This window comes from Streptococcus sp. 10F2 (genome assembly GCF_054331515.2).
This window is the reverse complement of the sequence record NZ_JBTGGE020000086.1, coordinates 1-3,556: the sequence shown is the minus strand read 5'-3', so window position 1 is coordinate 3,556 and position 3,556 is coordinate 1. Positions and strand designations below refer to the sequence as shown.

Annotated in this window: 3 protein-coding genes; 2 read left to right on the top strand and 1 reads right to left on the bottom strand. The window is 41.6% G+C overall.

Annotated features, from left to right (window positions below):
- Positions 1 to 163 precede the first annotated feature (163 nt).
- On the bottom strand, positions 164 to 583 hold the full coding sequence (locus ACXM1Q_RS08995; RefSeq protein WP_458517768.1) for a DUF6556 family protein: 420 nt from the start codon (positions 581 to 583) through the stop codon (positions 164 to 166).
- Positions 584 to 857: 274 nt separating this feature from the next.
- Here ACXM1Q_RS08995 and ACXM1Q_RS08990 point away from each other — a divergent pair, with 274 nt between their 5' ends.
- Positions 858 to 2,000, top strand: a complete 1,143-nt coding sequence (locus tag ACXM1Q_RS08990) for a cysteine desulfurase family protein (RefSeq protein WP_458517767.1) — start codon at positions 858 to 860, stop codon at positions 1,998 to 2,000.
- Positions 2,001 to 2,002: 2 nt separating this feature from the next.
- Positions 2,003 to 3,217: a tRNA uracil 4-sulfurtransferase ThiI gene (gene thiI, locus ACXM1Q_RS08985; protein WP_135037924.1), complete on the top strand. Its 1,215-nt coding sequence runs from the start codon at positions 2,003 to 2,005 to the stop codon at positions 3,215 to 3,217.
- Positions 3,218 to 3,556 lie beyond the last annotated feature (339 nt).

The following is a 3,556-nucleotide window of genomic DNA, read 5'->3' as shown; positions in this document are numbered from 1 at the left end:
GGACTGGTCAGCTGTCTCGATTACTACCTAAAACGACATGCGTTAAAAGTTAACTGAACCGCCGTGTGCCGAACGGCACGCACGGTGGTGTGAGAGGGACTATGCATTAGTCCCTACTCGATTGTAAATCTAGGATTCAGTCCATTGCTCGGTGTTTAAAAAATTATTCAGTTTCAGTACCTTCTCCACTGTTTGCAATGGGTACCTCTGTTGTGACTGAACTATTGGTTTCAAGTGTGGGTTCTTGACTAGAGCTTTCGCTTGGAGTCGGTGTTTCGCTTGAGGAAGGAATGGTTTCAGAATTCCCTGTTTCTACCTGACTACTAGAGCTAGTTGGTTCTGGGTTGCCTTGAATTTGGCGAATGATGGTTTGAACGGGGTTGGAATTCCCATTTGACGGATTGTTTCGATTCATAAAGGTGTAAATGGTAATAGAGGCCGTAATCAAACCAAGGATACCCCCGACAATGGCTAGTGTTCGTTGAAAGGCATTGAGACCAGTATTTAGTTTTTGTTTGGTTTTTTCTTTGTCGATGACTGGTTTCTTTGATTTTTGTTTTTTACGTCTTGATAATTCTGTCATGATGTTCTCCTTTACTCTTCCTATTATAGCTAGGGGCAAGAGAAAATTCAAGATTGAACTAGAGTCACCTGATTAAATGATGGTAGATGAGGCCTTCTAAAACTAGCTATAGGAAAGAATATTGGCGAGCTTGTAGAATCTTGAATGATGAGAATTCGTGGGTTGTTCGCTAAAAGTTTTCCAGATGTAAATTTGGAGCTAAGATTTATGACTTTTGATGCCGTTTTATCAAAAACTAGTGATATAATAGGAGCATTGAATACAAGGAGTCAGCATGATTTATTTTGACAATGCGGCCACTACCCGTCCCTATCCGGAGGTTTTGGCAACTTATACAGAAATAGCCTCAAAGATTTGGGGGAATCCTTCAAGTCTACATCGACTTGGGAATCAGGCTCATCGGTTTTTGGAAGCCTCTCGGAAACAGATTGCGGATTTGATCGGGAAGGATCCACAGGAAATTGTCTTCACTTCTGGTGGAACCGAAGCCGACAACTGGATTCTGAAAGGTGTTGCTTTTGAGAAGCAAGATTTTGGAAGACATATCTTGATTTCGGCTGTGGAGCATCCTGCCATTGCGGAGTCTGCGCAATGGTTGACGCAGCAGGGTTTCGAGGTAGAGCTCATTCCAGTCGACAAGACAGGGCAGATTGATTTAGAGCAATTCACTTCCTTAATCCGGCCAGACACAATTCTTGTTTCGGTCATGGCAGTGAACAATGAAATCGGTCGTATACAACCCATTCCAGAACTTGCCAATATTTTAGAAGCCTGGCCAAAGGTTTCCCTACATGTCGATGCTGTTCAAGCGCTTGGTAAGGTGGACCTATCTTTATTTTTACCGGAGCGTGTTGATTTTGCTAGTTTTTCGGGACATAAATTTCATGGGTTACGTGGAGTAGGCTTTGCTTTTCTCAAAAAGGGAAAACGGCTGTCTCCCTTGCTTACAGGGGGCGGGCAAGAAGGTGACCGTCGGTCGACAACTGAGAATCTTGCTGGTATCGGAGCGATGGCGAAAGCTCTTCGCTTGAGTTTGGCAGAGCAGGACTTGGTTCAAAATCGTTTGGCAGCTATTAAAGCTAGTCTTTTCCAAGAATTATCCCAATATGAGGATGTGGAAATTTTTTCAGGTTTGGATGGATATAGTTCCAATATCTTGACCTTTGGAATTAAGGGAGTCCGAGGTGAGGTACTATTACATGCCTTGGAATCGTATGATATTTTTGTATCGACAACAAGTGCTTGTTCGGCTAAGGCTGGTAAGCCAGCTGGGACACTGATTGCGATGGGAATTCCTGGGAATCGGGCTAGTTCAGCGGTTCGTCTGAGTTTCTCGCGGGAGAGTACGATGGCACAGGTGGAACAATTTTTAACCACCTTTAAATTGATTTATCAACAAACAAGGAAAGTACGTTAAACATGCAATATTCAGAAATTATGGTGCGTTACGGGGAATTGTCCACCAAGGGGAAAAACCGTATGCGTTTTATTAAGCAACTTCGTCGCAATATCAAGGATGTCTTATCTCCTTTTCCCCAAGTAGAAATTACTGCAGATCGTGATCGGGCGCATGTCTACTTGAATGGGGCTAATTATGAAGCAGTTGCTCAGAACTTGAAGGAGGTCTTCGGGATTCAAAATTTCTCACCTGTCTATAAGGTTGAGAAGTCTATTCCAGCTTTAGAAGCAGCAGTATTAGAGATTATGTCGTCTATTTATAAGGAAGGCATGACTTTTAAAATTTCAAGTAAGCGAAGCGATCACAGTTTCGAACAGGATTCCCGTGAATTAAATGTAACATTGGGGGATGTTGTTTTTCATCATTTCCCATACGCTCAAGTTGCGATGAAGGGACCAGATATCAATCTTCAAGTGGAGATTCGAGAAGAGGCAGCTTATTTGACACATGAGCGTATCCGTGCAGCTGGGGGCTTACCAGTTGGTACTTCTGGTAAGGGAATGCTTATGTTATCAGGAGGAATTGATTCACCAGTTGCAGGCTACTTAGCCCTCAAACGGGGTGTTGAAATTGAAGCGGTACACTTTGCAAGTCCTCCCTATACAAGTCCAGGGGCTTTGAAAAAAGCACATGATTTGACAAGAAAATTGACTAAGTTCGGTGGAAATATTCAATTTATCGAGGTTCCTTTTACTGAGATTCAGGAAGAAATCAAAGAAAAGGCCCCAGAAGCCTATCTGATGACTTTGACCCGTCGTTTTATGCTGCGGATTACAGACAAGATTCGTGAAGTTCGTAATGGACAGATTATTGTCAATGGGGAAAGTCTAGGGCAGGTTGCGAGTCAGACTGTTGAAAGTATGCTGGCTATTAATGCTGTTAGTACAACACCTATTATCCGTCCAGTTGTAACTATGGATAAATTGGAAATTATCGAAATAGCTCAAGAGATTGATACTTTTGATATTTCGATTCAACCGTTTGAGGATTGTTGTACGATATTTGCACCTGATCGTCCCAAAACGAATCCAAAAATAAAGAATGTTGAGCAGTATGAACAACGATTAGATGTGGATGGATTAGTGGAGAGAGCTGTAGCAGGTATCCGAATTACAGAAATTACTCCTCAAGCCCAACAAGATCAAGTGGATGATTTGATTGAGGATTTACTTTAGAAAAAAATCTAGGAAACTAAAACCTATAGTTTCCTAGATTTTTTGCCTCTTTGTCAACTGTAATGGGGACTAGAATATAGTTAGCGGTTATATTTAATTTTTAGTGAAGGTTTCATCCAGATTCTCAGAAATCCTTATCTGTTTAGTATGATTCAATAACTGTAGAATTTAATAATTGAACACAGAGGCTGGGTAAAAACTAAAAATCTATCGCCTCGCTTAAATTTTCTACCATTTGTCAACCAACTTCTCTAAAAATGGGCCAATTTATTTGGCAGAGTGGTGCCTGTTGAGCCTAGTTGTAAAGCTAAGAGAAGGGGATTTGGTGTCAAGGCCTTG